The sequence below is a fragment of the uncultured Pseudoxanthomonas sp. genome (genome assembly GCF_947498795.1).
Lineage (GTDB): Bacteria > Pseudomonadota > Gammaproteobacteria > Xanthomonadales > Xanthomonadaceae > Pseudoxanthomonas_A.
Window position 1 is genome coordinate 187,396 of the sequence record NZ_CANMLQ010000001.1, and the last position, 22,341, is coordinate 209,736.

Genomic DNA, 22,341 nt, shown 5'->3' on the forward strand with positions numbered 1-22,341 from the left:
GCCGGGTTGCCGCTCAGCGCGACGCCAGCGCGGACAGGGCGCAGCGCAACTGGGCGGCGGGCGCCCGGGCCACGTCGATCCGTACAACGTCCGCTTCGTCCGTCGGAACTTCGAGGGTGGCGAACTGGCTGTCCAGCAGCGAGGCCGGCATGTAGTGGCCCTGGCGATCATGCAGACGTGCGGCGATCAGGGCCGCGTCGCCCGCCAGGAACAGGAAACGCATCGGCACGCCGGTCGCGCGCAACGCCTCGCGGTGGCGCCGACGCAGGCCCGAAAAGGCCAACACGACGCGCTCGCCCGATGCCGCGCGTTGCCGCAGGTCGGTGGCGATGCGGCGTACCCACGGGGCGCGCATCCGGTCGGTCAGCGGGTGGCCACTGGCCATGCGCGCCTTCGCTGCCGTGCCGTGGAAATCGTCAGCATCCAGGAATGTCGCCTGCCATGCGCCTGCCAGTGCACGTGCGAGCGTGGTCTTGCCACTGCCCGACACGCCCATGACCACGACGACGTGGACGTGGCCGCTCATGCCGGGAGCTCGATGCGCACCTGGTAGGTGCGGCCGGCCTCGATGCCGTGCAGCAGGGAATCTTCCAGCCACGCGCCATCCACGGCGACCCGCGTCGTCGCGACACCCGCAACGCGTTCCATGGCGACATCGAACCAGGCACCCCGGAAACGACGCGCTGCGCGTGCCGACGGCCAATGCGAGGGCAGCTGCGGCGCGATCCTCAACGCATCGCCCTCGCCGCGCAGGCCGAACAGGTGCTCCACCAGACAGCGATACATCCACGCCGCCGTGCCCGTGTTGAACAACTGGCTGGAACGGCCCGCCGTACGCGGGTGCAGGCGCCATGCGCCACGGTAGTAATTGGGCACGAACACCGGCAGCTGGCCGCGCTGCAGGCAATCCTCCGGTGCGGGCGACGGCAGCATCGCGCGCAGCACATGCCAGGCACGGTCCGCGTCCCCGGCCTGGTACAGGCTGTAGAGATAGAACGCCGCGGCATGGTTGTAGACCGCCCCGTTCTCGGCGGTGCCGGGGAACTTCTGCGTCACCCGTCCCACGTCCTCGCGCATGCGCGTGTAAGGCGGGTCGTACATCGCCACGCCGTAGGGCGAGACCAGGTGCGCATCGACCGCCGCGAGCATGCGCGTGCGCTTGTCGTCATCCGGCGCACCGCTGAGCAGGGCCCAGCTCTGCGGATTGAGGAAGATGCGGCCTTCCGTGTCGGCGGCGATGCCGAAGGGGACGTCGTCGTCGGTGATGCCGCGGCCATACCAGTCGCCATCCCACAGGTGCGCGTTCATCGCCGCGTTGCAGGCATCCGCGCCCGCGTGGAATTCGTCGGCGAGCGCGTCATCGCCGCGGCGTGCGCAGACCGCCGCCCATTCCTTCAGGGCGTAGGCGCTGGCCAGCGTCAGCCATCCGGACACACCGCGCCCGCGCCAGCCGACCATGTTCATCGGATCGCACCAGTCGCCCTGCGCGATGTAGCTCAGGCCGCGCGCATCGCGTGCCTTCAGCAGCCAGCGCATGGCGCGATCGATGCGATCGGCGACCGGAGCGGCATCGCCCTCGCGGGCAGTGACCAGTTCGTCGAGGATCGTATCGTCGCCCGTCTCGTCCAGATACGCGCGCAGGCAGATCGGCAGCCATACGCAATGGTCGGTATGCGGGATCTGGTTGATGTATTTCAGTTCTGCACCTTCGGACAGCAGGATGCCATCGGGCATCGCGCCGGACGGCTCCTGTTGCGACAGCGCATGCAGGAACGCCGCCCGCGCCACCTCGGGCCGCAGGAAGCCCATGCCCATGTGGTCCTGCAGGTAGTTGCGCGTCTGCGGATCGGTGGTCAGGCGGTTGACGTCGCCGTGGTAGTACACCTGCCGCGGCAGCCAGTGGTTGGCGAACGCATCCAGCCACGGATCCGGCGTTTCGATGCGCAGGCAGCCCGCGCCGGCCCCGATGTACGCAGTGCTTGCGCGCCGGGCTTCGGTGAACCCGTCCGGTGAAAGATGTCGCGCGCGCAGCTGGCGGATCTCGTCGTCATCGCGTGCGGGCGCGAACACGAAGCGGAACTCCTGAACGTCGTCGTCGTCGAGCGTCACGCGGTATTGCAGCACCGCCGTCGGCATCTCGTACGCTGCCTCGCCACCGCCCAAGTGCTCGCCGTCCACGATGCCCTTCGGGGCATGCAGCCCGCCTTCACCCTCGAATGTCGCCTGGTTCGCTTCCCAGGCGTCCGGCGCGCGCGCGTGCAGGAGCACGGTACGGTCCTTGAAATCGCGCTGGCGGAAATAGTCCTCGACTTTCTGGTATGGCGCGACGCTGTCGCAGACGATGGCGCCCAGGTCGGAGCGATAGCGTCCGGACTGGTTCATCCACGACATGTAGCCGACCGGGAAATACGGGTACAGGCTAAGCCGTCGCCGCCGGCCGGACCGGTTGCGCACGCGCAGCGTCCACAGTTCGGCCACGTCGTCGACCGGCAACACGACGCACATCTCCACGTCGATGCCCGCGCACTGCACGCGCCACGCCACGTCGTCGAGGCCGACGGAGAAGACGAACGAATCCGGTGCACGGCGCACGGGTTCGTGCGGCACGGAGAACAGGCCGCCATCGTCCTCGTCCTTCACGTAGCAGAAGCGTCCCGGATGGTGCGCGTAGTACGGCTGCTCCGGCTGCATGAAGCTCCTGGCTTCCAGCGTCGGCGCATGTGCGTACTTGGCCGGTTCCGGCTGCATGAACTGCGCGGTGGCGAAGCCGCGGCAGTTAAGCTGCAGCAGCATCCGCCGGTTCCACAGGAAGGTCGATGCCGCGGGCATGGCGGTGGGGCTGGCGAGGACGAAGCGGCGGCCGTTTTCCTCGAAGCCGTAAGGTGCCTCCGTCATGCCGCCGCCTCGCGGCGCGATCGCAGCTCGGCCTGCACCTGCGCCAGCGTGGCGTCATCCAGCGGATAGAACCGCATCACCCCCGCCGCGAGCAGGGCGACGCCCCCCGGAATTGCCGTCAGCAGCAGCACGATGCCGAGCCGCGACGCATCCGACTGGGCGGCGTTGGCCACGTAGCCCATGCCGGCCAGGATCCACGCGATCGTCGCCGACGCCAGTGCGCCGCCGAGCTTCTGCGAGAACGTCGCAGCCGCGAAGGTCATCGCGGTGGCGCGGCGTCCTGTCTTCCATTCGGTGTAGTCGGCGCAGTCGGCGTACATGGAGAACGCCAGCGGCGATTTCGGTCCCAGCATCAGTCCCACCAGCAGGTTGAGGGCGAACATCCACCACACGGACTCTGGCGGGATGAAGAACATCGCGCAGCTCACCACGCCGACGCCCGCCATCAACCCCGCCATCAGTCGCCGCTTATCCACGTAGCGCGTCATCAGCGGCGTCAGCCCGGCGCCCACGGCGAGGGCGAGCGCGTACGCACCCAGGAACAGACCGGTCAGGTCAGGCCGACCCAGGTGGTACTTCAGGTAGTAGGCCAATGAACCACCACGCATCACGATGGTCACCATGATGATCAGCGCGAGCGCGAACAGCACCATCCACGGCCGGTTGTGCAGCAGGTCGACGATATCCTGGCGGACGTCGCTGGCCTGTTGCGGCGGCGGCGACACGCGTTCGCGCGTGGACAGCGCTACGGTGACGAAGGCCGCCGTGGCGATCACGCCGTACAGCGAGAGCGTCAGTTGCCAGCCCAGCACGTCGTCGCCACGTCCCAGCCAGCGCACCAGGTCCAGCGTCAGCCAGTTGACCGCCATCGTCCCAGCGAACGCGGCGATGAAGCGAAAGCTGATCAGCTGCGTGCGCTGCTGGCTGTCGCCGGTGATCACGCCCGACAGCGCGGAATAGGGGATGCTCACCAAGGTGTAGGCCAGCATCATCAGCGTGAAGGTGGCATAGGCCCACACCAGTTTCGCGCCCTGGCCGAGGTCGGGCACGGTCCACGTCAGCACACCGGTGAACGCCAGCGGCAACGCGCCGTACAGCAGGTACGGACGGAAGCGGCCGAAGCGGCTGCGGGTGCGATCCGCCAGCGCGCCCATCAGCGGGTCGGTGACGGCATCCACGATCTTGGTGACCAGCATCATGGTGCCGACGGCCGCAGCGGCCAGGCCCATCACGTCGGTATAGAAGATGAGCAGGAACGCGGAAATGTTCGCCCAATAAAGGTTGAAGCCGAAGTCGCCGACGCCGTAGCCGATCTTTTCGCCCAACCGGGGTTCCGTCGAGGGTAGTGCCTTGTCGGCGGGGTGCGCGGTGCCGCCGCTCCCCTGGTCGCGTTGCATGTCCACTCCCGGTGCTGGGTCATTGCGCCGCAGGCCGGGTACCGGCTGGGGCGATGTACGGCGGCCAAGCTTGCGATGATCGCCGGAGCGAGGCAAGCGCCCGGCGGTATGGAAATGGTTGTGAACGAGGGCGCGCGCCGGACCCTCGCTGCACGGAATGCAGAACGGGCGCCCTGGGGCGCCCGTTCTTTCATCGCAGTGATGACGCGGTGATCAGTAGCGGTAGTGATCCGGCTTGTACGGGCCTTCGACCGCCACGCCGAGGTAGTCGGCCTGGTCCTTGGTGAGGGTCGTCAGCTTCACGCCGATCTTCTCCAGGTGCAGGCGCGCGACTTCCTCGTCGAGCTGCTTCGGCAGGCGGTAGACGGTCTTCTCGTACACGTCCTTGTTCGCCCACAGGTCGATCTGCGCCAGCGTCTGGTTGGCGAAGGAGTTCGACATGACGAAGCTCGGGTGGCCGGTGGCGCAGCCCAGGTTCACCAGGCGGCCTTCGGCCAGCAGGAAGATCGCATTGCCGTTCGGGAACACGAACTTGTCGACCTGCGGCTTGATGTTGATGCGCTTGGCGTCCGAGGCGTACAGCGCATCCACCTGGATCTCGTTGTCGAAGTGGCCGATGTTGCAGACGATGGCCTGGTCCTTCATCGCCTTCATGTGCTCGAGGGTGATGATGTCCTTGTTGCCGGTCGTGGTGACGTAGATGTCGGCCTGGCCCAGGCTGTCCTCGACGGTGTTGACCTCGAAGCCTTCCATCGCCGCCTGCAGCGCGCAGATCGGGTCGATCTCGGTGACGATGACGCGGGCGCCATACGCGCGCAGCGAGTGCGCCGAGCCCTTGCCGACGTCGCCGTAGCCGCAGACCACGGCGACCTTGCCGGCCAGCATCACGTCCATCGCGCGCTTCAGGCCGTCGGCCAGCGACTCGCGGCAGCCGTACAGGTTGTCGAACTTCGACTTGGTAACCGAGTCGTTGACGTTGATCGCGGGCACCAGCAGCTTGCCCTGCTCGGCGATCTGGTACAGGCGATGCACGCCGGTGGTGGTCTCTTCGGAGACGCCCTTCCAGTCCTTGACCACGCGGGTCCAGTAGCCGGGACGCTCCTTGGCGACGCGCTTCAGCAGGTCCTTGATCACCTGCTCCTCATGGCTGCCCGACGCACTGTTGACCCACGTCGTGTCGCCCTGCTCCAGCTCATAGCCCTTGTGGATCAGCAGCGTGACGTCGCCACCGTCGTCCACCACCAGCTCCGGGCCCGTCAGGGTGCCGTCGGGCAGGGTGAAGGTCAGCGCGTCGAGCGTGCAGTCCCAGTACTCTTCCAGCGTCTCGCCTTTCCAGGCGAACACCGGCGTGCCGCTCGCGGCGATCGCGGCGGCGGCGTGGTCCTGCGTCGAGAAGATGTTGCACGAGGCCCAGCGCACGTCGGCGCCGATGTCCTTCAGCGTCTCGATCAGCACGGCGGTCTGGATGGTCATGTGCAGCGAGCCGGTCACGCGCACGCCCTTCAGCGGCTTGGTGGCGGCGTGCTTGCGGCGGATCGACATCAGGCCGGGCATCTCGTGCTCGGCGATGTCCAGTTCCTTGCGGCCCCAGTCGGCCAGGGAGATGTCGGCGACCTTGTAATCGCCTTCGGTGGAAAACTTGCGTACTGCGTTCATGGCTCTTGCTCCGGTCTGTGCGATCAGGGTCGCAGGGTATCCGGGCGCCGTTGCAGGTTCATTCCACCGAGCCTGGCCGGACTATGTGGAGAGTCCGCACAGGATGTGCAGGCTCTTGCGGAAGGATCCGCACATGTCACGGTCGCAGCGCCCCTCGGCGAAGGGTCGCCATTATATCGCTTGTTCCGGATGAAACGATGGCGCACGGCTCACGCCTGATCGGGTAGGCTCAGGCATGCTGCCCTGCAGCAGACCAGTTGTCTGTCCGAACAATACCAATCCAGACCAAACCGAACGACGGGATCCACGCCCCCGCATGAACAGCCCCCGCAGTCTCGAATTCGCCCCACCCGATGTTCCCCTGCGTGAAGACGTGCGCCGGCTCGGCACGCTGGTCGGTGACATGCTGGCCGAGCAGGTTTCTCCGGAGTTTCTGGCAGGCGTGGAGCGGGTGCGCACCACGGCGATCGCGCGCCGCCAGGGCGGGGAGCCGCCCCAGATCCTGGCTGGACTGCTGGAGGGTCAGGCGCCCGAACAGGCGGAGTCCCTGATCCGCGCGTTCAGCACGTATTTCCAGGTCGTGAACATCGCCGAGCGCGTGCACCGCATTCGCCGGCGCCGGGACTACCAGCGCGCCGGCAGTGCCCGTCCGCAGCCCGACGGCCTGCACGACACGCTGGCCAAACTGAAAGCGCAGGGCGTGAGCCTGGCGGAACTAGCGGAGTGGCTTCCGCGCATCGACGTGGAGCCCGTCTTCACCGCGCACCCGACCGAGGCCGTGCGCCGCGCGCTGCTCGAGAAGGAGCAGCTGATGGTCGCCAGCCTGATCAACGGCCTGGACGGCACGCGTACGCCCGGCGAACTGGCCACCGACACCGCGCGCTTCCGCATGGCGCTGACGTCGGCGTGGCAGACGGCCGATTCGTCGCCGGTGCGTCCTGGCGTGGAGGACGAGCGCGAGCATGTCGGCTTCTACCTGATCGAGGTGCTCTATCGCGTCATCCCCGTACTGTACGAAACGCTGGAAAGCGCGATCACCGAGGTCTACGGCGTCGCACCCGAGGTGACCGCCCGGCTTCCCCGTGTGCTGCGCTTCGGTACTTGGGTCGGCGGCGACATGGACGGCAATCCGAATGTCGACGCACACACGGTTACCGCAACCCTGGACACGCAGCGACGCGCCATCCTCACGCGCTACCTCAAGGAACTGCGCCAGCTCACGACGCTGCTCAGCCAGTCGAGTTCGATCATCGGGGTGTCGGACGATGTCGTCGCACGCCTCGATCACTACCGCGCCCTGATGCCAGAGGCTGCGAAGAAGTCGCGACCCCGCCATGGCGACCAGCCGTACCGGCTGCTCAACGACCTGATGCGCGCCCGCTTGCAGGCCACGCTGGAAGATCGCCCCGAAGGCTATGCGTCGCCAGACGAACTCGCGCAGGACGTCGATCTCATCCTGCACAGCCTGGAAGCCCACCGCGGCATCCATGCCGGCTGGTTCGCGGTGCGCAGGCTGGCGTGGCGGGTGCGCACGTTCGGTTTCCACCTCGCGCGGCTCGACGTACGGCAGGAATCCAGCGTGCACGCACGCGCGGTGGCGGCCGCGCTGGGCGACGGTGACTGGGAACAGCGCGATGCGGTCGAACGCGCTGCGTTGCTGGGTCCGTACGCCAGCGGCGATGCGGTGCTGCCGGCGTCCGACCAGGAAGGCAACGAGCGCCTGGATGCGGTGTTCGCGGCCCTCGCCGATGCGCGTGCGCGCCACGGCACGGATGCCCTGGGGACCTACATCATCAGCATGGCGCACAGCCGCGCCGACGTACTGACCGTGCTCGCGCTGGCGCGCCGGGGTGGGCTGGTCGACGACGCAGGCCAGGTGCCGCTGGATATCGCGCCGCTGTTCGAAACCATCGACGACCTCGGCCACGGTACCGACGTCCTGCGCGACCTGCTGGCCGATCCGGTCTACCGCGCCCACCTGGCCGCGCGCGGCAACGTGCAAATGGTGATGCTGGGGTATTCCGACAGCGGCAAGGACGGCGGCATCGCCGCCTCGCGCTGGGGCCTGCAGCGCGCGCAGGTGGACCTGGTCGACGCGGCGCAGGAGCTGGGTATCCGGCTGACGTTCTTCCATGGCCGCGGCGGCTCGATCATCCGTGGCGGCGGCAAGACCACGCGGGCGCTGGAAGCCGCGCCGCGCGGCAGTGTGGACGGCCGCCTGCGCGTGACCGAGCAGGGCGAGGTGATCCATCGCAAGTACGGCATCCGCGCGCTTGCGTTGCGCTCGCTGGAGCAGTCGGTGGGTGCGGTGCTGCTGTCCAGCCTGCGGCCGCGTCCCCCCGAGCCGCGCGAGACACGCTGGCGCGAGATCATGGCGCTCGTCGCGCGCGAGAGTTCGCAGGCCTATCGCGCCTTCGTGCAGGCGCCGCGTTTCATGGACTATTTCCGCAGCGCCACGCCGATCGACGTGATCGAGCGTATGACGCTGGGCTCGCGTCCATCGCGACGGCTCGGACAGGATGCCGCGCTCAGCAACCTGCGTGCGATTCCCTGGGTGTTCGCGTGGAGCCAGGCGCGTGCCGTGATCCCCGGGTGGTACGGCGTGGGGACCGGCCTGCAGGCGGCGGTCGTTGCGTATGGTGAAGAGGCACTGCGCGAAATGGCGCGCGACTGGCCCTTCTTCAAGACCTTCCTTGACGACGTGTCGATGGTGCTCGCCAAAGGCGACCTGAGCATCGCCGAGATGTACTCGAAGATGGCCGGCGACCTGCATGAAGAGTTCTTCCCGAAGGTGCAGCAGGAGCATGCCGCCGTCCTGCGCTGGGTGCTGGCGCTCAATGGCAACGACTGGCTGCTGCAGCACGACCAGCGATTGGCGCTGTCGATCCGGCTGCGCAACCCCTACATCGACCCCATCAGCGTGATGCAGGCCGATCTGCTGAAGCGCTGGCGCGCCAGCGACCGCGAAGACGATGCACTGCTGCATGCGCTCGTCGCCAGCATCAACGGCGTGTCGCAGGGCGTGCAGAACACCGGGTGAGCGCGAGATCTGTGGCGTGGGAGCGACGTGAGTCGCGATGAGGCGTTACTGGCGTGCCATCGCGACTCACGTCGCTCCCACATCGGCATCACGGCGCTTCAGCCATCCAGCTCCGACCATCGCTGGTACGCATGGTCCAGTTCCGCCTGTCGGGCGGCAAGTTCATCGTTTGCGCGCTGCAGGTCGGCCGGCGCTTGCTGGTAGTAGGCCGCATCGTTCATCGCGGCCGTACGTGCGGCGATGTCGGTTTCCAGGGCTTCGATGCGCGCCGGCAGCTGTTCCAGCTCGCGCGCTTCCTTGAAGCTCAGCTTGCGCTTGGTGGCGGCCACCGGTTCGGGCTGTTTCGACAGCGCGGGTTTGACCGGTGAGGATGTCGTGGCGGTCGCGCCGGGCACGCGGCGCTGGCGCAACCAGTCCGAGTAACCGCCGACGTAATCCCCCAGTCGTCCTTCGCCCTCCAGCACCAGGGTGCTGGTGACCACGTTGTCGAGGAAGTCGCGATCGTGGCTGACCAGCAGCAGCGTGCCTTTGTAGTCGAGCAACAGTTCTTCCAGCAGCTCCAGCGTCTCGACGTCCAGGTCGTTTGTCGGTTCGTCCATCACCAGCAGGTTGGATGGCTGCGCGAACAGCTTGGCCAGCAGCAGCCGGTTGCGCTCACCGCCGGACAGGCGGGTGATCGGCGCACGCGCGCGTTCGGGCGAAAACAGGAAATCCTGCAGGTACCCGATGACGTGCTTGCGACTGCCATTGATCTCGACGAAGTCGCTGCCCTCGGCGACGTTCTCCAGCGTCGTGCGGGAGTCGTCCAGCTGGCTGCGGTGCTGGTCGAAGTACGCGATCTGCAGGCCGGTGCCCAGCTTCACTTCGCCCTGCTGCGGCGCGAGTTCGCCCAGCAGGATCTTCAACAGGGTCGACTTGCCCGCGCCGTTGGGGCCGATGATGCCCACGCGGTCGCCGCGCATGATCGTCGCGGACACGTCGTCCAGCAGCACGCGACCGTCGTAGGCCTGGGTGATGTGCTTGGCCTCGATGACCTTCTTGCCCGACGACTGCGCCGCCGCGGCCTCCATCCTCACGTTGCCGGACAGCTCGCGGCGCTGGGCGCGCTCGCGGCGCATCGCCTTCAGTGCGGTGACGCGGCCTTCGTTGCGCGTGCGGCGGGCCTTGATGCCCTGTCGGATCCAGACCTCTTCCTGCGCCAGCAGCTTGTCGAAGCGCGCGTTCTCCTGCGCCTCGGCGTGCAGGCGTTCTTCGCGGCGGCGCAGGTAGTTGTCGTAGTCACCCGGCCAACTGGTCAGCTGGCCGCGGTCGATTTCGAGGATGCGGGTGGCCAGCGAGCGCAGGAAGCTGCGGTCGTGGGTAACGAAGACGATGCTGCCACCGAAGGACTTCAGGAAGCCTTCCAGCCAGGCGATCGCCTCGATGTCGAGGTGGTTGGTGGGTTCGTCCAGCAGCAGGATGTCGGGGTTGCGGACCAGGGCCTGCGCCAGCAGCACGCGGCGCTTCATGCCACCGGAGAGCGCCGCGAAGTCGGTCTCCTCCGGCAGCTCCAGCCGTGTCAGCACCTGCTGCACGCGCAAGTCCAGGTCCCAGCCATTGCGCGCCTCGATCAACGCCTGGGCTTCACCCATCGCCTCCATGTCGCCGTCGTGGAGTGCATGGTGGTAGCGCGCCAGCAGCTGGCCCAGGTCGCCCAGGCCCTCGGCGACCACGTCGAACACGGTGCCCTGCGTATCCTGCGGCACTTCCTGCGCCATGCGCGCGACCACCACGCCGTTCTGTACGCGGATCTCGCCGTCGTCCGGCTTCAGCTCGCCGGCCATCAGGCGCATCAGGGTGGATTTGCCCATGCCGTTGCGGCCGACGATGCAGACGCGCTCGCCGGGTTCGATGGACAGGTCGACGTGTTCGAGGAGAAGCGGCCCGCCGACGCTGAAGTCGACCCGCTGGAATTGCATCAGGGACATGCACGTATTGTAGCCGGCGCGCCCTGCCGGCGGCCGCCGGTCAGGCGGTTTCGATGGCCCGGCTGCCCAGTTCGGCGTGCCGGCGTTCCATTTCCTCGCGCAACTGGCGGCGCAGGCGCGCGGCGGCGAAGCGGCGGATCTCGTCCGGCGTGGACGGCGCCAGTGGCGGGACCGGGGTGGTCCGGCCGTCGTCGTCCACCGCCACCATCGTGAAAAAGCAGCTGTTGGCGTGGCGCACGCTCTGTTTGCGGATGTCCTCGGCGACGACCTTGATGCCGATTTCCATCGACGACGTACCGGTGTGGTTGACCGAAGCGAGGAACGTCACCAGTTCGCCCACGTTGATGGCCTGGCGGAACATCACCTGGTCCACCGACAGGGTGACCACGTACTTGCCGGCGTAGCGGCTGCCACACGCGTACGCCACCTGGTCGAGCAGCTTGAGGATCGCGCCGCCGTGGACCTTGCCGGAGAAGTTGGCCATGTCCGGCGTCATCAGCACCGTCATGGTGAGCTGGTGGCTTTTGAGCGATTCCATGGCGCGCCTCCTGGGGGTGAGGCGCGCAGGCTAACCGATCCCGACACGCCCTGTGATGGTCACCCGTGTCGTAGAGCGGAGCTTGCTCCGCTTCACGCCTGGTGAAAGAAAGAACGGGCCGCTTTCGCGGCCCGTTCTTCGAGGCGGAGGCGCTGGATCCCTGTGTTAGCAGGGATGACGGCCCGGCAAAGGCGCCTGCGAACGCAGGCGCGCCGGGTCGTCACTTCAGCTTGGCGTCCTTGCGCAGCGCTTCGGCGCGGTCGGTCTTCTCCCACGAGAAGGCGGTCGCGGTGTGCTTCTTGCCGGCGGCGTCCACGTAGCTGATCTCGCGCGGCTTGCGACCGAAGTGGCCGTAGCTGGCGGTCGGCTGGTAGATCGGGTGCTCGAGGTCGAGCATCCGGGTGATGCCGTACGGGCGCAGGTCGAAGTGCTTGCGGATCAGCTTCTCGATCACGTCGTCGCCGACCTTGCCGGTGCCGAAGGTGGTGACCGAGATCGAGGTCGGCTCGGCCACGCCGATGGCGTAGGAGACCTGCACTTCGCACTTGTCGGCCAGGCCGGCGGCCACGATGTTCTTGGCCACGTAGCGCGCGGCGTAGGCCGCCGAGCGGTCGACCTTCGACGGATCCTTGCCCGAGAACGCGCCGCCGCCATGGCGGGCCATGCCGCCGTAGCTGTCGACTATGATCTTGCGGCCGGTCAGGCCGCAGTCGCCCACCGGGCCACCGATGACGAACTTGCCGGTCGGGTTGATGTGCACCTTGTTCTTCGGCAGCGCGTCCAGCCACTTCTTTGGCAGCACGGGCACCAGGATCTCGGCGCGCACGGCCTCGATCAGGTCCTTCTGCTTGATGTCCGGGTCGTGCTGGGTCGACAGCACCACGGCGTCCAGGCCCAGGACGGTGTTGCCGTCGTAGCGCAGGGTGACCTGCGACTTGGCGTCGGGGCGCAGCCACTTCAGCTTGCCCTTCTTGCGCACCTTGGCCTGCTGTTCCACCAGGCGGTGGCTGTAGTACAGCGGGGCGGGCATGAATTCCGGCGCCTCGTTGCAGGCGTAGCCGAACATCAGGCCCTGGTCGCCCGCACCCTGTTCTTCCGGCTTCTTGCGGTCGACGCCCTGGTTGATGTCGGGCGACTGCTTGCCGAGCATGTTGATGATGGCGCAGGTGTGGCCGTCGAAGCCGACGTCAGAATTGTCGTAGCCGATGTCATTGATGACCTTGCGCGCCAGCGACTCGATGTCGACCCACGCGCTGGTGGTGACTTCGCCGGCCACGATGGCGGCGCCCGTCTTCACCAGCGTCTCGCAGGCCACGCGCGCGCGCTTGTCCTGGGCCAGGATGGCGTCCAGCACGGCGTCGGAAATCTGGTCTGCGATCTTGTCCGGATGGCCTTCGGAGACCGATTCGGAGGTGAACAGGTAGCTGGACATCAGGCTTATATCCTTTGATTCGGATGAAAAGATGGGCGCGCATGATACACGCCGGGGGCGGTGCGTGCATTCTGCGCCGTTCAGGGTCCGCCGGGGTTAAGCGGGCATCAAGCGCACCTGTCACCGGATTGCCAGAAAACCGCAACCGCACTGTCGCAGGCCAGGTGCAGGCTGCGCGGCGAAACCCCGCCGCCGGTCCCGCCATGCATCCGCTGGAACGCCAGATCGCCGAACGCTATCCCCACTGGTTCCGCGGTCGCCGCGCCCGGCTGACCCAGCCGCTGCTGCGCACACTCGGGCGCTGGTCGAAGCTCGACCAGGCCTATGCATTCCTTGCGGACCACGGCCACCTGCAAGGGCTCGACTTCATCGATGCCGCGATCGATCACCTCAACCTGCGCCCGACAGTGGATGCGGCCGGCGAGCAGCGCATCCCGGCGCAGGGACGGCTGCTGATCGTGGCCAACCATCCTTCCGGCGCGCTGGATGCGCTGGCGCTGCTGCAACTCGTCGGTCGCGTGCGCCGTGACGTGAAGATCGTGGCGAACGATGTCCTGTCCGGCATCGCCCCCATCGCCGGTCTGCTGCTGCCGGTGCGGATTCTCGGCGGGAAGCCCAGTGGCGAGAGCGTGCGCGCCGTGGAGCAGGCGCTGGCGGCCGAACAATGCGTCATCGTCTTTCCGGCCGGTGAGGTGTCGCGCCTGGGCCCGCGCGGCGTGCGCGACACCCGCTGGCGCCGCGGCTTCCTGCGCTTCGCGCGTGCGACCGGTGCGCCGGTGCTGCCGATCCGTGTGCAGGCACGCAACTCGCCGCTCTTCTATGGGGCCTCTGCGCTGTTCAAGCCGGCGGGTACGGCGTTGCTGGCGCACGAGATGTTCCGCCGCAGCCAGCGGCGCCTGCAGCTGCATGTCGGCCAGCTGATGCGGATCGATACGGACGGCGATGCAGCCGTGGCGATCGCGCGCGTGCGTAGTGCACTCTACGCGCTCGGCCGGCGGACGCGGCCCGGAACGAACGAGGGCCGCGATGCGCCGGAGCCGCTGCTCGATGCCCTGGCGCCGGACACGCTTGAGGCCTGCATCGCCACCCTCGACGTGCTGGGGCAGACGACGGACGGAAAGCGCATCTGCGTCGGCCGGCTGGCCGGTGGCTCGCCGCTGCTGCGCGAGATCGGCCGGCTTCGCGAACTGACGTTCCGCGCGGTGGGCGAGGGCACCGGCAAGCGCCTGGACGTGGATGCGTTCGACACCTGGTACGAACACATCGTGCTGTGGGATGCCGCCCACAGGAAGATCGCCGGTGCCTACCGGATCGCGCGCGGCGCGCCCGTGCTGGCGGCGCAGGGACTGAAGGGCCTCTATACCGCCACGCTGTTCGACTACGCCGACGACGCGCTGCCACGCCTGGCCTCTGGCATGGAGCTGGGCCGCAGCTTCGTGGTGCCCGACTACTGGGGCAGCCGCAGCATCGACTACCTGTGGCAGGGCATTGGCGCCTACCTGCGCCGGCATCCGCGCGTGCGCTACCTGTTCGGTGCGGTGTCGATGAGCGCCGCCCTGCCGCTGCACGCGCGCGAACAGATCGTGGCGTACTACGCGCACTACTACGGCGATGCGAACGGCGAGGCGCGATCGCGCCATCCGTTCCGCTATACCGCCACGCCGCCGCGTTTCGACGCGCTGGACGCCGATACAGCCTACCGTGTGCTGAAGACCAACCTCGACACGCTGGGCGCGACCATTCCGATGCTCTACAAGCAGTACACCGAGCTGTGCGAGCCGGGTGGTGCGCGTTTCCTGGCTTTCGGGGTGGACCCGGACTTCAGCGATTCGATCGATGGCCTGATCGAGGTGGACCTGCACCGCATCCGGCCGAAGAAGCGCGATCGCTATCTGGGCGAGGCGTGGCGTCCGATGGAAACGGCCGCATGATTCCGCGGGCCGCGCCACCTGCGATGCGGCGCGCGGTCTTCGTCTCCGACGTGCATCTCGGCTCCAAGCACTGCCACGCGGCGGAGTTCGCCGATTTCCTCGCAGGATTGCGTTGCCGGCGCCTTTATCTGGTCGGCGACATCGTCGACCTGTGGTGGATGGCACAGCGCCGCGCGTCCTGGGATGCGGCCCATAACCGCGTGGTTGAGGCGCTGCACGCGCTGGCACGCAACGGGACCGAACTCGTCTACGTGCCCGGCAACCACGACAGGCCGATCCGCCGATTCTGTGGCCTGATGCTGCCTGCCATGCAGGTGCGGCGCCGCGCGATCCACACCACGCTCGATGGGCGCAGGCTGCTGGTCACGCACGGCGACGACTATGACGGCGTCACCCACTTCGGCGGCCTGCAGGAAAAGTTCGGCGACTGGCTGTACTACCGCATCCTCACCGGCAACCGGTTGACCAACCAGTTGCGCCGCCGCTTCGGCCTGCGCTACTGGTCGCTGGCGGAATACCTGAAGCGGCAGAGCGACGCCGCCGAACGCTACATCGCCCGTTTCGTGCAGGCGGGACTCGACGACGCGCGTCGGCGCGGGCTGGATGGCATCGTCTGTGGCCACATCCACCGCGCCTCGCTGCTCCAGCGCGATGGACTGCTCTACGCCAACGACGGCGACTGGGTCGAAAGCCTCACCGCGCTGAGCGAGGAGGCCGACGGCACGCTGTGCCTGCTGTCGCATACCGGCAAGGTGCTGCACGAGGTGGCGCCGCGGTTGCGGCTGGTGCCGCAGGACTCGCAACGCGCCGCGTGAGCGGTGTCGCCGTGCAGGCGAGGTGATGGTCGCCGGCGTGGCGCGCTCCTACAATCACGCCATGGATTCCCTCAGCCAGATCGTTCTGGGTGGCGCCGTCGCCGCCGCCATCGCCCCTGCAGGGCATCGCCGGGCCGCCCTGCTCGCCGGCGCGGCCCTGGGCACGCTGCCCGACCTCGACAGCCTGCCGATCGCCCTCTTCTCCGACAACCCGGTCACGCTGATGACCGTGCACCGCAGCTTCAGCCATTCGCTGTTCGTGTTGCCGCTGGTGGGGTGGCTGATCTGGTGGCTGTTCAGACGCTATGGCCGCGGACGGGTCGCCGCAGCGCCCGCGCGTTGGTTCTGGGCGATCCAGCTGGCATTGGTCACCCATCCCTTGCTCGACGCCTTCACCGTCTACGGCACACAACTGTGGTGGCCGCTCACGCCGCCGCCGGTGATGTGGTCCAGCGTGTTCATCATCGACCCGCTGTATACGGTCTGGCTGCTGGTGGCGTGCGTCGCGGCGTGGTGCCTGCGCGAGCGGGTCGCCGCGCAACGGGTACTGGTGGCCGGCCTGGTGCTGAGCACCGCTTACCTGGGGTGGTCGCTGGTCGCGAAGTCCAACGTGGATCGCGACGCGGAGCGCACGCTGGCGTCGATGGGTCTCGGCGATGCGCCTTACTTCTCGGTGCCGATGCCCTTCAATACGCTGCTGTGGCGCGTGGTGGCGATGACGCCGTCGGGCTATGTCGAGGCCGAGCGCTCGGTACTGGTCGACGAGGGGCCGCTGCAGTTCCGCGGCTACCCCTCCAACGTGCAGGCCTACCGTGAAGCGGCCGGCGTGCCGGCGGTCCAGCGCCTGGCCTGGTTCAACCGCGGCTTCATGCGCGCGCAGGTGCAGGACGGGCGGCTGGTCCTGTCCGACCTGCGCATGGGGATGGAGCCCGACTACAACTTCCGCTTCACCGTGGCCGAGCAGCGCGACGGGCGCTGGCAGGCGGTTGCGCCGGTACAGCACCCCTGGTCGATGCCGGTCTCCGGCGGCGACGGCATGCGCCGCCTGCTGGCCGCGATGTGGCACCGGACGTGGCACCCGTCTGCGGAGCCGGTTCGTGCCGCGCTGGGCCCTGGCACTGCCCCGCCTGCGCCGACTGCGACGCCGGACGCTGCGTCGGCGCCCTGACTCAGTACACCGTCGCGCGCGCCTGCACGAAGGCGTAGAAGAACACGGCGTCAGGATCGTTCTGCACATCGTGCATCTCGCGGCGCATGCCGTCGACGATGTCGCGGGTGACCCGCCCGGCGTCCACGAGCGAATCCGCCGCCGACAACAGCAGTTCCTCCCAGAACGCGATCATGTCCTTGCGCCGTGCGGGCTCGCGGTTGTCGAAGTGCACGGTCTTGATCTCGGTCGCCACGTCGCGATAGCCGCCGGCCAGCAGGAGGTTGCCGAGCTTGGCCCCGATGAACGGGTCGCCGTTGCTGTCGTACTGGAAATCGTTGAACGCCATCCAGTAACGCCAGGTGTTGGGCGAATAAGGATGCAGCAGGAACGAGGAGTTCATCACCTCGGTGATGTAGATCGGTGAGCCCGGCGCCAGGACGCGGCGGACCTCGCTCAGCACGCGCGCCGGATTCGGCACGTGTTCCAGGATCCAGCACAGGAAGGCGGCATCGAATTCGCGCGCGCCGTAGGGCAGGCGGCTGGCGTCGGCCTGCTGCAGCGTGTAACGGTCGCGGCACCAGGGCATCGTGGCGAGGTTCTGCTTCGCCGCCGCCAACTGCACCTCGTTGAGGTCCACGCAGGTGACGTGCACGTCCGGGAACCGGCGCAGCAGGATTTCGGTCTGCGCCCCGACGCCGCTGCCGACCTCGAGAAGCCGGCGCGCGCCGGTGTAGTCGATGTGGTTGAAGAGCGTGCTTTCCAGCAGCCGGGCCTGCTTCATCAGGCGGGCCTGCTCCACCGATGAGAATCCGTGGAGATAGGTGCGGCTTTCAGTCGTCTCGGGCATGGCGGGGTTCCTCAGGCGGCGGCGGGCAGGTCCGGCACGGCACCGGCGATGAGTGCATCGAAATAGTCGCGCGTCAGCCGTACCTGCTCGTCCGCGCTCTCGGCACGATTGACCACGGCACGGAAGGCGATGTTCTCGGGGCGATCCTTCGCATACCAGCCCAGATGCTTGCGGGCGATGCGAACGCCCTGCGGCTCACCATAGAAGCCATGCAAGGCCTCCAGGTGGCCGAGCAGGATGTCGCGGACTTCCTGCAGGGACGGCGGCGGCAGGCGTTCGCCGGTGGCCAGGTAGTGCGCGACCTCGCGGAAGATCCAGGGACGGCCCTGCGCAGCGCGGCCGATCATCACCGCATCGGCCCCCGTCGTCGCCATCACGTGCGCTGCCTTTTCCGGCGAATCGATGTCGCCGTTGGCCACGACCGGAATGCGCAGTGCAGCCTTGATCGCGGCGATGGTGTCGTACTCGGCGGTGCCGGTGTAGTGCTGGTCGCGCGTGCGGCCGTGGACAGCCAGCGAGGCGATGCCGCTGGCCTCGGCGATGCGCGCGATGACGGGCCCGTTGCGATGGTCGCAATCCCAGCCGGTGCGGATCTTCAGGGTGACGGGAACGTCGACCGCCTTCACGACGGCTTCCAGGATGCGGCCCACCAGCGCCTCGTCGCGCATCAGCGCCGAGCCGGCCCAGGCATTGCACACCTTCTTGGCCGGGCAACCCATGTTGATGTCGATGATCTGCGCACCGTGGTCGGCATTGTGGCGCGCGGCATGGGCGAGCTGCTCGGGTTCGGTGCCGGCGATCTGCACGCTGACCGGGCTGGGTTCACCGTCGTGGTCCATCCGGTGCAGCGATTTGTTCGTGTTCCAGAACCGCGGGTCGCTGATGGTCATCTCCGACACCGCCAGCCCCGCGCCCAACCGCTTGCACAGCAGGCGGAACGGCTTGTCGGTGACGCCGGCCATGGGGGCCAGCATCACGGGGGCGTCGATGCGATAGGGACCGATCTGCATGCCGGCATTATCCGCCGTTTGTCCCCGGGGAGAACCGGCAGGACTACGCGCCGTAGCGCGCCGCCAGGTCCGCGCGCAATGGCATCGCCAGCGCGGCACCAGCACGTTCGGTCGACAGCGCCGCGTAGCGGTTGGCGAACCGCACGTGATCGGCAAAGCAGGGCAGTGCGGCCTCGGCCAGCGATGCCGCGAGTGCGCCGTTGAAGGCATCGCCGGCGCCGGTCGTATCGACGACCGTGGCCGCCTCCGCCGCGACGCGGTAATGCGGGCGGGCGTCGCCGCGCAGTGCGTCGTCGGGATGCGACACGTACACGCCGGTGGCGCCCAGCGTCACCACCACGGTGCCGTGGGGGAACAGCTGACGACAGTGCTGGTGCAGGGTGACCCCATCGAGCGTGGCGACATCGTCGGCGCTGATCCGTTCGCCCAGGTGGCGTGCGAGCAGGGCGGCGAATTCGGTTTCGTTCGGCGTGATGACATCGGCGTGCGCAAGCAGTTCGGTCGTCGTCGCGGCATTCGCCGGTGCGGGGTTCAGCAGGGTGGTGGCACCGCACTGGCGGGCGGCCTGCAGCGTGGCCAGCACGGTGTCCGCGGGCGATTCCAGCTGGGCCAGCATCACGCCTGCGGCGACGAGCACGTCCGCCTGCCCCGTGGCGAAGTCGGCCGACAGGGTCGCGTTGGCGCCGGCGCCGATGACGATGGTGTTGCGCCCGTGCGCATCCACATAAATGCCGGCGGTCCCGGTGGGCTCCTCGCTCGCGTCGACGCGCAGTGCCAGGCCGTCGGCGGCCGCCAGATCACGCGCCAGCCGCCCCCCGGCGTCGTCGCCCAGCGCACAGACGAACGTGGTGTCCGCGCCCGCCCGCACCGCCGCGACCGCCTGGTTGAAGCCCTTGCCCCCGGGCCCACTGGCATAACGTCCGGCGATGGTGGCGCCCGCCGCCGGCAGCGCGTCGCAGCGCCAGACATGATCGACATTGAACGAGCCCACGACGACGACGCGGGCGGCAGGGAGGTGCGTATTCATGGTGCGATACCTGAGGTCCGGAACGCGGCATCGCCACGCCCACGGGAAGGGAACGTAAACAGGATGGGCGGGGCGGCCGGCGGCCGCCGCTCCCGGGTCAGCCGAAGTGCGACAGCACGCCGGCGATGGTGGCCGTCATCAGCGTCGCGATGGTGCCGCCCAGCACGGCGCGCAGCCCGAACCGTGCCAGGTCGGAGCGACGCTCGGGCGCCAGGCCGCCGATGCCGCCGATCTGGATCGCGATCGAACTGAAGTTGGCGAAACCGCACAACGCATAGGTCGCGATCAGGCGGCCCTCATCGGTCAGCGTCACGCCGGGCGTCTGCCCGTTCACGATGCCGGCCAGCTGCAGGTAAGCGACGAACTCGTTGATCACCACCTTCTGGCCGATCAGCGAACCCACGGTGGTCGCGTCCTGCCACGGCACGCCGATCACCCAGGCGATGGGCGCCAGCAGGTAGCCGAAGATCGTCGCCAGGTCGGTCGGCTTGCCGATCGCGGAGGCCAGGCCGGTGATCTCGCCCAGCCACGTCAGCGGCGCATTGATCAGCGCGATCAGGGCGATGAACGCGAGCAGCATTGCGCCGATGTTCAATGCCAGCTTCAGGCCATCGCCGGCGCCCGCGGCAGCGGCGTCGATGATGTTGCTGGAGGTCTTCTCCACTTCCATCTTCACGGTGCCGCGGGTCAGCGGCGTGCCGGTTTCCGGGATCAGCAGCTTCGCCACCACAAGCGTGGCGGGAGCGGCCATGATCGAGGCGGCCAGCAGGTGCTTGGCATAGAAGGCCTGCTGCTCCGGGTCGCCGCCACCCAGCATGCCCACGTAGGCTGCAAGCACGCCACCGGCGATGTGGGCCATGCCGCCGATCATCATGGTGATCAGCTCGGACTCGGTCATCTTCGGAATATAGGGGCGCACCGTCAGCGGCGCTTCGGTCTGGCCGATGAACACGCTGGCGCAGACGCTGGTGGTTTCCGCGCCGGAGACCTTCATGACCTTGGTGATGGCCAGCGCCATCATCCGCACGATGAACTGCATCACGCCCAGGTGGTACATCACGCCCATCAGCGCGGCAAAGAAGATGATGGTGGGCAGTACCTGGAAGGCGAAGATGAAGCCGAACTTCTCGGTGTCCATCAGGCTGCCGAAGATGAAGCCGGAGCCCGCCTTGACGAACTCGAGGATCTTCACGAACCCATGGCCCAGCCAGTCGAACACTTCGCGTCCGCCGGGCACCAGCAGCACCAGCGCGGCGAAGGCGATCTGCAGGGTGACGCCCGTGGCGACCAGCTTCCAGTCGATGGCCTTCCGGTTGTTGGAAAACAGCCAGACGATGCCGATCAGCACCGCCAGACCGAACAGGCCAAAGCCGATCCGCCCCAAGACTTCCAGCATGTATTCCCCCAGACCTTGCATGTTGTTCTGACCGGGCAGTCTAGCAGCGCGCCGGCTTCCCCAGACCGTTCAGCCAACCCCTCGCCACGCGACCCAGAGGGCCAGGCCGAAGAACACCACGGCAGCCAGCGTGCGGGCCAGCTTCAGCGGCAGCCTGTCGGCGAACCGATGGCCCAGCCAGACCACCGGCAGGTTGGCCAGCAGCATCCCGATCGTGGTGCCCGCGATCACCTGCCACAGCGGCGTGTACTTGGTCGCCAGCAGGACGGTGGCGACCTGGGTCTTGTCGCCGATCTCCGCCAGGAAGAAGGCAAGGGTGGTGGCGATGAACGCGCCGTGCGCGGGCAGTTTCTCGTTCTCGTCCAGGGTGTCCGGCTTTAGCGTCCACAGGGCCACGGCCAGGAAGCTGGCGGCCACCAGCCAGCGCAGGACGTCCGGTGACAGCCATTGGGTGAGCTCAGCGCCCAGCCAGGCGGAGATGGCATGGTTCACGACCGTGGCGGCGAGGATGCCCCAGGCGATGGGCCAGGGTTTGCGGTAACGCGCCGCAAGCAGCAGCGCGAGCAGTTGGGTCTTGTCGCCGATCTCGGCCAGGGTGACGGTGCCGGTGGAGACCAGCAGGGCATGCAGCGATTGCATCGAAAACTCCGGGGCCAGGCGTTCGCGGATGGACGCGAAGGCAAACGGCACGCAGCCCGGCCCGGGTTAGCGCGACGCCTGCCTTCGGTCTTGCCCGGCGAAGCGGATCGCTTCGTCCCGCGCACCATGGTCGGCTGACCAAGTGTGTTGACGCGCGGACCCCGTCAGGACGGGTGGGCTACTCCCCGGAGGAGGAAAGTGCGCACATTGTAATGAGACGGACGCGGGCACGGCGGAGACGTTCTCATTTAGACGGCGGCGGGAGGCACATGCACGGAATGTTGACTCGCAAATAAGAATCATTATCATCGATGGCGTTCCTTCCCTGGAGCCCACCATGATCCCGACCCTCACCACCTCGCCCATGCTCGACACGCGTTCGCTGCGCGAGCGCCTCTCCTTGCCGGCCACGCCACGCAGCGAAGACCTGCTCCACAGCGACGCTCTGTTGAAGGGGCAGCGCGAAGTCCTGATCCGCCATGGCGACCGCGTCTATCGCCTGCGTCACACCAGCAATGACAAGCTGATCCTCACCAAGTAGTTCCAAGGTCGCCGCCACCGATGGCGGCGACCCGCTTCTCTCTCCACCGGGCCAGCCAAG

17 protein-coding genes and 1 riboswitch are annotated in these 22,341 nt (G+C 67.8%); of the genes, 5 read left to right on the forward strand and 12 right to left on the reverse strand.

Translation table 11 applies throughout. The features are described 5' to 3' along the window. Positions 1-13: 13 nt before the first annotated feature. The 4 genes from Q0907_RS00885 to ahcY all read right to left on the reverse strand — a co-directional run bounded on the left by Q0907_RS00885 (position 14) and on the right by ahcY (position 5,948). A complete protein-coding gene (locus tag Q0907_RS00885; RefSeq protein WP_296279660.1) occupies positions 14-526 on the reverse strand; it encodes a gluconokinase, GntK/IdnK-type in 513 nt (170 codons plus the stop codon). Continuing rightward, positions 523-2,895 (reverse strand): NdvB protein, encoded by a 2,373-nt coding sequence (locus Q0907_RS00890; RefSeq protein ID WP_299340575.1) that lies wholly within the window; start codon positions 2,893-2,895, stop codon positions 523-525. Before Q0907_RS00890 ends, Q0907_RS00885 begins: the two co-directional genes overlap by 4 nt. Further along, the gene (locus tag Q0907_RS00895) at positions 2,892-4,292 is read right to left on the reverse strand and encodes an MFS transporter (protein WP_299340578.1); all 1,401 of its coding nucleotides are present in this window, start codon (positions 4,290-4,292) and stop codon (positions 2,892-2,894) included. Before Q0907_RS00895 ends, Q0907_RS00890 begins: the two co-directional genes overlap by 4 nt. A gap of 213 nt (positions 4,293-4,505) precedes the next feature. Further along, complete coding sequence (gene ahcY / locus Q0907_RS00900) at positions 4,506-5,948, reverse strand: adenosylhomocysteinase (protein ID WP_296279666.1); 1,443 nt, start codon at positions 5,946-5,948, stop codon at positions 4,506-4,508. Positions 5,949-5,983: 35 nt separating this feature from the next. Further along, positions 5,984-6,110, reverse strand: a riboswitch (S-adenosyl-L-homocysteine riboswitch). A gap of 154 nt (positions 6,111-6,264) precedes the next feature. Between ahcY and ppc the strand changes: the two genes are divergently transcribed. Next, a complete protein-coding gene (gene ppc / locus Q0907_RS00905; RefSeq protein WP_299340581.1) occupies positions 6,265-8,988 on the forward strand; it encodes a phosphoenolpyruvate carboxylase in 2,724 nt (907 codons plus the stop codon). 98 nt (positions 8,989-9,086) lie between these two features. Here ppc and Q0907_RS00910 read toward each other — a convergent pair whose 3' ends face one another. The 3 genes from Q0907_RS00910 to metK all read right to left on the reverse strand — a co-directional run bounded on the left by Q0907_RS00910 (position 9,087) and on the right by metK (position 12,925). Further along, positions 9,087-10,955: an ATP-binding cassette domain-containing protein gene (locus Q0907_RS00910; RefSeq protein WP_299340585.1), complete on the reverse strand. Its 1,869-nt coding sequence runs from the start codon at positions 10,953-10,955 to the stop codon at positions 9,087-9,089. Between the two features lie 40 nt (positions 10,956-10,995). After that, positions 10,996-11,493, reverse strand: a complete 498-nt coding sequence (locus Q0907_RS00915) for an acyl-CoA thioesterase (RefSeq protein WP_299340588.1) — start codon at positions 11,491-11,493, stop codon at positions 10,996-10,998. Positions 11,494-11,713: 220 nt separating this feature from the next. Next, on the reverse strand, positions 11,714-12,925 hold the full coding sequence (gene metK / locus Q0907_RS00920) for a methionine adenosyltransferase (RefSeq protein WP_296279675.1): 1,212 nt from the start codon (positions 12,923-12,925) through the stop codon (positions 11,714-11,716). 203 nt (positions 12,926-13,128) lie between these two features. Between metK and Q0907_RS00925 the strand changes: the two genes are divergently transcribed. From Q0907_RS00925 to Q0907_RS00935, 3 genes are all read left to right on the forward strand, one after another. Further along, positions 13,129-14,856: a GNAT family N-acyltransferase gene (locus tag Q0907_RS00925; RefSeq protein WP_299340591.1), complete on the forward strand. Its 1,728-nt coding sequence runs from the start codon at positions 13,129-13,131 to the stop codon at positions 14,854-14,856. Next, entirely contained in the window at positions 14,853-15,671 is an 819-nt protein-coding gene (locus Q0907_RS00930) for a UDP-2,3-diacylglucosamine diphosphatase (protein ID WP_296279678.1), read from the forward strand. The genes Q0907_RS00925 and Q0907_RS00930 overlap by 4 nt, the downstream gene beginning before the upstream one ends. 61 nt (positions 15,672-15,732) lie before the next feature. After that, positions 15,733-16,839 carry a metal-dependent hydrolase gene (locus tag Q0907_RS00935; RefSeq protein WP_299340594.1) on the forward strand — a complete coding sequence of 369 codons (1,107 nt, stop codon included), beginning with the start codon at positions 15,733-15,735 and terminating at the stop codon, positions 16,837-16,839. Between the two features lies 1 nt (position 16,840). Here Q0907_RS00935 and Q0907_RS00940 read toward each other — a convergent pair whose 3' ends face one another. From Q0907_RS00940 to Q0907_RS00960, 5 genes are all read right to left on the reverse strand, one after another. Continuing rightward, a complete protein-coding gene (locus Q0907_RS00940) occupies positions 16,841-17,668 on the reverse strand; it encodes a class I SAM-dependent methyltransferase (protein WP_299340597.1) in 828 nt (275 codons plus the stop codon). A gap of 11 nt (positions 17,669-17,679) precedes the next feature. Then, positions 17,680-18,678 carry a tRNA dihydrouridine synthase DusB gene (gene dusB, locus Q0907_RS00945; protein ID WP_299340600.1) on the reverse strand — a complete coding sequence of 333 codons (999 nt, stop codon included), beginning with the start codon at positions 18,676-18,678 and terminating at the stop codon, positions 17,680-17,682. Positions 18,679-18,721: 43 nt separating this feature from the next. Further along, positions 18,722-19,705, reverse strand: a complete 984-nt coding sequence (locus Q0907_RS00950; RefSeq protein ID WP_299340603.1) for a ribokinase — start codon at positions 19,703-19,705, stop codon at positions 18,722-18,724. A 97-nt stretch (positions 19,706-19,802) separates the two neighbouring features. Further along, entirely contained in the window at positions 19,803-21,101 is a 1,299-nt protein-coding gene (locus Q0907_RS00955; protein ID WP_296279841.1) for a nucleoside transporter C-terminal domain-containing protein, read from the reverse strand. A gap of 69 nt (positions 21,102-21,170) precedes the next feature. Further along, the gene (locus Q0907_RS00960) at positions 21,171-21,740 is read right to left on the reverse strand and encodes a TMEM165/GDT1 family protein (RefSeq protein WP_296279686.1); all 570 of its coding nucleotides are present in this window, start codon (positions 21,738-21,740) and stop codon (positions 21,171-21,173) included. Between the two features lie 337 nt (positions 21,741-22,077). On the opposite strand from Q0907_RS00960, the gene Q0907_RS00965 reads away from it, so the two are divergent. Next, a complete protein-coding gene (locus Q0907_RS00965; protein ID WP_296279689.1) occupies positions 22,078-22,281 on the forward strand; it encodes a hemin uptake protein HemP in 204 nt (67 codons plus the stop codon). Positions 22,282-22,341: the final 60 nt, after the last annotated feature.